Origin of the sequence: Aquicoccus sp. (assembly GCF_041686535.1) — a bacterium.
In the GTDB taxonomy this organism is placed as follows: domain Bacteria; phylum Pseudomonadota; class Alphaproteobacteria; order Rhodobacterales; family Rhodobacteraceae; genus Aquicoccus.
Window position 1 is genome coordinate 1 of sequence record NZ_JAWLDS010000124.1, and the last position, 6702, is coordinate 6702.

7 protein-coding genes are annotated in these 6702 nt (G+C 64.6%); all 7 read left to right on the forward strand.

What is annotated here, in order from left to right:
- Nucleotides 1-703 (forward strand): tyrosine-protein phosphatase (locus tag ACESL9_RS16220; protein WP_372675204.1); only part of this gene is annotated, 703 nt, incomplete at its 5' end.
- Between the two features lie 149 nt (nt 704-852).
- Nucleotides 853-3720 carry a monovalent cation/H+ antiporter subunit A gene (locus ACESL9_RS16225; RefSeq protein WP_372614792.1) on the forward strand — a complete coding sequence of 956 codons (2868 nt, stop codon included), beginning with the start codon at nt 853-855 and terminating at the stop codon, nt 3718-3720.
- Nucleotides 3721-4083: a Na+/H+ antiporter subunit C gene (locus ACESL9_RS16230; RefSeq protein ID WP_372614794.1), complete on the forward strand. Its 363-nt coding sequence runs from the start codon at nt 3721-3723 to the stop codon at nt 4081-4083.
- A complete protein-coding gene (locus tag ACESL9_RS16235) occupies nt 4083-5630 on the forward strand; it encodes a monovalent cation/H+ antiporter subunit D (RefSeq protein ID WP_372675206.1) in 1548 nt (515 codons plus the stop codon). Before ACESL9_RS16230 ends, ACESL9_RS16235 begins: the two co-directional genes overlap by 1 nt.
- Nucleotides 5627-6118, forward strand: coding sequence for a Na+/H+ antiporter subunit E (locus tag ACESL9_RS16240; RefSeq protein ID WP_372614796.1), 492 nt, complete (start codon nt 5627-5629; stop codon nt 6116-6118). The genes ACESL9_RS16235 and ACESL9_RS16240 overlap by 4 nt, the downstream gene beginning before the upstream one ends.
- The gene (locus ACESL9_RS16245; RefSeq protein WP_372614798.1) at nt 6115-6384 is read left to right on the forward strand and encodes a K+/H+ antiporter subunit F; all 270 of its coding nucleotides are present in this window, start codon (nt 6115-6117) and stop codon (nt 6382-6384) included. Before ACESL9_RS16240 ends, ACESL9_RS16245 begins: the two co-directional genes overlap by 4 nt.
- A 7-nt stretch (nt 6385-6391) precedes the next feature.
- On the forward strand, nt 6392-6702 hold a 311-nt coding region (locus ACESL9_RS16250), incomplete at its 3' end, for a Na+/H+ antiporter subunit G (RefSeq protein ID WP_372675205.1).

Genomic DNA, 6702 nt, shown 5'->3' on the forward strand with positions numbered 1-6702 from the left:
ATACCGCACCCGAACGGGCGATCTCACCCAGCGTCACAGGCTGTTGCGCGCCGATTCCCCGCATCGGCTGACTTCGGGGGATCTCGACCTCTTGCTGGAGACCGGGCTGCGCACCGTGATCGACCTGCGCGCGCCGCACGAGCTTGCCGGTGCGCCGAACCCGCTGGGCGCGGTTTCCTCGCTCGATTACCTGCACTTGCCGCTTTTCGACGCGCTGGCGCCGGCGAATGTGCATGAGGGCGCGACCGGGCCGGACCCGCTCCCGCATTTCTATGCGCGCACCTTGTCGACGCGCGCCGAGGCGCTGCGCGAGGTGATGCAGGCGATCACCGAGGCCCCGCCCGGCGCGGTGATGTTCCACTGCACCGCCGGGAAGGACCGCACCGGGCTCATCGCCGCCCTGCTGCTGGGCAATGCTGATGTGCGCGAGGCGGATATCGTGGCCGACTATGCCAGCACCGAACGTCATATCGCGCCGCTGGTGGCCGAGTTTCTCGAGCGCGCGCGGGCGGCAGGCGGTACCGACATCGAAGCCTATGGCCGCGCACTCAGGTCGCGCCCCGAGACGATGCAGCGGGTGCTGGCCGATATCGCTCGCACCTACGGCTCGGTGCCCGATTACCTTGCCGGGATCGGCCTTGATTCGACCCAGCTTGCAAGACTGGCGGCGCGACTGGTTGTCGCGGCGTCAAGGCCGGGCTGAGGATGCGCTACGTTACGCCTTGTGCATGGACATCTTCGCCCACCGTCTCCGAAAAATGCCCTGAACATCTTGTCTTGGGCGGGTTTGCGCCGATATTCCTTTTCGGGTAACAGAACAAGAACCGGGGCGAACAGGGCAGAGCGCGCGACATGTTTATCGAAAACGGTTTTCTGCTGTTGATCGCGGCGCTTCCCTTTGTCGGAGCCCTGATCCCGGGGTTGATGATCCGGGCCGGGCGCACGGCCTGCGCGTCCTTCACCGCCATTCCAACGGCTTTCGCTTTGGTGCTTCTGGCGATGCTCGCGCCCGAGGTGATGCAGGGCAACGTGATCCGCTACGAGGTCGAATGGCTGCCGCAGCTGGGCCTCTCGGCTGCCTTCTTTCTCGACGGGCTGGGGCTGCTCTTTGCGGGAATGATCCTCGGTGTCGGCCTCCTGATCACGCTCTATGCGCGCTTTTACCTCTCGGGCGAAGACCCGATGGGGCAGTTCTATACCTATCTGCTGCTGTTCCAGGGCGCGATGCTGGGCATCGTGATCTCCGACAACATCTTGCTTTTGCTGATCTTCTGGGAGCTGACCAGCCTCTCGTCGTTCCTGCTTATCGGATACTGGAAGCACCTGCCCGAGGGCCGGCAAGGCGCGCGCATGGCGCTGGCCGTCACCGGGGCAGGGGGGCTTGCGATGATCGGGGGGATGCTGATCCTGGGCCAGATCGTCGGCAGCTACAACCTCACCGACATCCTGACCGAGGGCGAGGCGATTCGGGCGTCCGAGTGGTATCTGCCCGCGCTCGTCCTGATCCTGCTCGGCGCCTTTACCAAGTCGGCGCAGTTCCCGTTCCATTTCTGGTTGCCACATGCCATGGCCGCGCCGACGCCGGTCAGCGCCTATCTGCACTCGGCCACGATGGTCAAGGCGGGGGTGTTCCTGATGGCGCGGATGTGGCCGGCGCTGGCCGGCACCGACGCATGGTTCTACCTCGTGGCGACGACCGGGCTCATCACCATGGTGCTGGGCGCGCTGATCGCGCTTTTCAAGGACGACCTCAAGGCGCTCCTGGCCTTTTCCACGGTCAGTCATCTTGGCCTTCTGACCATGCTTCTTGGGTTCGGAACCAAACTGGCGGCGGTGGTGGCGGTGTTTCACATCATCAACCACCTCACCTTCAAGGCCGCCCTATTCATGACGGCCGGGATCGTCGATCACGAAACCCATAGCCGCGACATCAAGCGGCTGGGCGGCCTGCGCCATCTGATGCCCGTGACCTTTCTCATCGGCACGGTGGCGGCGCTTTCCATGGCGGGCATTCCGCTTTTCAACGGCTTCCTGTCGAAAGAGATGATGCTCGAAGAGGCCGCCCACACGACCTGGGGCAACAGCCCCTACGCGGTCGGGGCGCTGGCCACGCTCGGCGCGCTCCTGTCGGTGGCCTATTCCTTCAGGTTCATCGCCCATGTCTTCCTCGGCCCGGTGCGCGACGACTACCCGGCCAAGCCGCATGACCCGCCCTTCGGCATGTGGGCGGCCCCGGCGCTCCTGGCGGCCTGTGTCGTGATCATCGGTATCCTGCCGGCGGCGGTGGTCGGCCCGCTCGTGGCCGTGGCCGGCGGCGCGGTGATCGGCGGCGGCGAGATGCCCTATTACTCGCTCAAGATCTGGCACGGGGTCACGCCTGCGCTCTTCATGTCGGTGATCGCGGTGGCGGGCGGGCTTGTCCTGCTGGCAATGCACCGCCCGCTCGACCGGGTGTGGAACGCGGTGCCTCGCCCCGAGGCCAAGACCATCTTCGACGCGCTCATCGCGCGGGTGGCCGGAGCCTCGCGCGGCATCACCGAATCCATGCATAACGGTGCGATCAGCCGCTATCTGGCAATCTTCTTCGTCACCACGCTGATCGTGGGCTATGCCGCATGGGCCGGTGGCGGGTTGACGGAGGCGACACGCGCGCCGCTGCCGGTGCCGCCCGCCGTGGCGATCGGCTGGGTGCTGCTGATCGTTGCGGTGATCTCGGTCACCATCACCCATCGTCGCCGGTTCCTGTCGCTCGTCATCATGGGCGTGGTCGGGCTGATGCTTTCGGCCGGCTTCGTCTACCTCTCGGCGCCCGACCTCGCGCTCACGCAGATTTCGGTCGAGACGGTCACCATCATGCTGCTCCTGCTGGCACTGCATTTCCTGCCCAAGGATACCCCGGTGGAAAGCGGCGCCGCGCTGCGGCTGCGCGACGGGGCGATCGCGGCCGTGTCGGGGCTTGGCGTGGCGGCGCTGGCCTATACGTTCATGTTGCGCGATGTCGATACGATCTCGGACTTCCACCTCGCCAATTCCTACGAGGGCGGCGGCGGCACCAACGTCGTCAACGTGATCCTCGTCGATTTTCGCGGTTATGACACCTATGGCGAGATCATCGTGCTGGGCATTGCCGGTCTGGTGATTTTCGCCCTGATGGAAACGCTTCTCAACGGACCGGTCGCGCGGCGCCTGCGCGAGACGGTCTATGAGCCCGGCCGATCACGCGACCGCCACCCGCTGATGATGGTGGTGGCCACCCGGGTGATGATGCCCATCGCCTTCATGGTCGGCATCTACATCTTCCTGCGCGGGCACAACGAACCGGGGGGTGGCTTCGTCGCGGGCCTTGTGATCTCGATCGCGCTCCTGATGCAATACATGGCCTCCGGCTTTGCCTGGACACAGGCGCGGCAGCGGTTCGAATATCATGGGCTGATCGGCTTTGGCGTGGTGATCGCGGGGCTGACAGGGGCCGGCGCGATGCTCGCCGGCAAGCCCTTTCTGACCAGCGCCTTCGACTATTTCCACTTTCCGCCGATCGAGGAATTCGAACTGGCCACCGCCATGGCCTTTGACCTGGGCGTCTTCCTCGTCGTCTTCGGCGCGGTGATGCTCATGCTCTACAGCCTGTCGCGGCTTGCGCGCATCGCCGGAGAAACGGTGAACCGCGAGCCAATGGATTATGATCCGACCGACCGGGTCGAAAACCGCAAGGAGGCGTGAATGGAAGTGGTGGTGGCAAGTGCCGTCGGCGTGCTGACTGCGAGCGGGATCTACCTCGTTCTGCGTCTGAGGGCCTTTCCGGTCATCCTCGGGCTGGCGCTGCTGTCCTATGCGGCCAATGTCTTTCTCTTCGCTGCCGGACGCCTTGCGATCAACATGCCGCCGGTCCTGTCGAAATATGGCGAGGCCAGTTATTCCGACCCGCTGCCGCAGGCGCTGGTGCTGACCGCGATCGTGATTTCCTTTGGCATGACGGCGGTGCTCGTGATGGTGGCTCTGGCTGCCTATCTCAAGGCCGGCAGTGACGCGGTCAACATGGGCGCACCCGGAACCGGCGCCGAGGATGAAGAGGCGGGCTCATGATGATGCACTGGATCATCGCACCGGTCCTGCTCCCGGCGCTGCTCGCACCGGTGATCGGCTATGTCATGCGTCACGACATCACGCTGGCGCGGGTGGCCTCGATGGCCGGGGCGGTGGGCCTTCTGGGCATCGCCCTGCAGCTTGTGATCATGTCCTCCGGCGGCGAGACACTCGTTTACCGCTTGGGTGACTGGCCCGCGCCCTTCGGGATCGTGCTGGTGCTCGATCGTCTGTCGGCGGTGATGGTCCTGCTCACCGCGATCCTGGCGCTCATCGTGCTCTGGCATGCATGCGCGTCGGATTGGGACCGGCAGGGGAGGCATTTCCACGCCATTTTCCAGTTTCAACTGATGGGCGTCTGCGGCGCGTTCCTGACCGGTGACATCTTCAATCTCTTCGTCTTCTTCGAGATTCTGCTGATTGCCTCCTACGGGTTGATGATCCACGGCGGCGGGCGCGAACGGATGCGCGCCGGGCTGCAATACGTGATCATCAACCTGGCCGGCTCGACCCTGTTTCTTTTTGCCCTGGCGGTGCTCTATGCCAGCACCGGCACGCTCAACATCGCCGACCTGGCGCAGCGCCTGCGCGAAATCCCGGTCGAAGAGGCCGCGCTCGTGCGGGTGGCGGCGATCTTTCTGATGGTCGTATTCGCGGTCAAGGCGGCGCTCTTTCCGGTGCATTTCTGGCTGCCGGGCACCTATTCCAACGCACCTGCACCGGTGGCCGCCTTCTTTGCGATCATGACCAAGGTGGGGGCCTATTCCATCATTCGCGTTCATACCCTTGTCTTCGGCCCCGGGGTCGAGGCCACTGACGGGCTGATGGCAAGCTGGCTCTTTCCGGGGGCCGTGATCACCATTGCCGTCGGCGCGCTCGGCGTGATGGGCGCGCGCCAGATCCTGCCGCTCGTCTCCTTTGCCGTGGTCGGCTCAATGGGCGTCTTGCTGATCGCGGTGGCCAGTTTCACGCCTGCGGCGCTTGCCGCGGGGCTCTACTATCTCGTCCACTCGACCTTTGCGGCGGCGGCGCTCTTCCTGCTGGCCGATCTGGTCCTGCACCGACGGGGCAGCGGGGCCCTGACGATGTTTCCCGCCACCGCGCAGAACGGGCTCTTCGCCGCGCTCTTCTTTGGCGCGGCCATCGGCATGGCCGGCATGCCGCCGCTCAGCGGTTTCCTGGGCAAGCTGCTGGTGCTCGACGCGCTGCGCGCGCCCGAGGTGATCGTCTGGGCCTGGGCCAGCGTGCTGATCGGGTCGCTTTTCACGATTGTCGGCTTTGCCCGTGCGGGCAGCGTGCTGTTCTGGAAATCGACCGCCGTGGCGGTCCAGGGGGCCGCGCCCGCACGCGGCACGCCCGCGCCGGTGACGACCACCGAACTTGTGCCGATCTTTGCCGCCCTGGCGATGTTGGGGGCGCTCGCCGCGCTTGCGGGCCCGGCGGCCGGATATCTCGACGAGACCGCAAGACAGGTTTTCGACCACGTGGGCTATATCGACGCCGTTCTAGGAACAGGCCCGGAACAGGCAGGGGAGATCAAACCGTGACTGCGCGACTTTTTCCCCATCCGCTTCTGAGCGTCGTACTCCTGATCGTGTGGCTCGGCCTCGTGAACAAGGTGACGCTGGGCAACGTGGTGCTGGGCGCGATCCTCGGCATCGCCGTGCCGATGCTGACCTCGCCCTACTGGCCCAATCGCCCGCGTGTGCGCAGTCCGCTGCGCGCCGCGGAATACGCGCTCGTGGTGTTGTGGGACATCATCGTCGCCAATGTGCAGGTGGCAATGATCATCCTTTTCAAGCCGAACGGCCGCATCCGCTCGCACTGGATCACCGTGCCGCTCGACCTCACCTCGGCCGAGGCGATCACGGTGCTGGCCGGCACGATCACCATGACACCTGGCACCGTTTCGGTGACCTTCAGCGCCGACATCCACAGCATCCTCGTCCATTGCCTGCACACCGATGACCCCGACGCGGTCAAGGCCAACATCAAGAGCCGTTATGAGGCGCGTCTGAAGGAGATATTCGAATGATCGAGACCACCCTTGTCTTTGCCATCGGCTGTTTCGGGCTGGGCCTGCTCTTCTGCCTCTGGCGCTTGTTGCGTGGCCCGACCCATGCCGACCGCATCCTTGCGCTCGATACGATGGTGATCAACATCATCTCGTTGCTGATCCTCTATGGCATCACGGAGGGCACGGCGGTCTATTACGAGGCCGCCATGCTGGTCGCGATGGTCGGGTTCGTCTCGACCGTGGCCTACTGCCGCTTCGTGCTGCGCGGCGACATCATCGAATGAGGGCGACATGGAATCTCTGAGCGACATCCTGATCTCGTTTTTCCTCGTCGTGGCGGGGATATTCGGCCTCGTCGGCTCTTTCGGCCTCGTGAAGCTCAAGGACACGATGCAACGCATCCATGCGCCCACCAAGGCCACGACGCTCGGCGTGGGCGGGGTGCTGATCGCCTCGATGCTCTATTTCACGCTGGTCGAGGACAGCTTTTCCTTCCACGAGTTGCTGATCACGCTCTTTCTGTTCATCACCGCGCCGATCACCGCGAATTTCATCTCGAAAACCTACCTCACCAGGCATCTGCGCGAGGATGACCTGCCCGA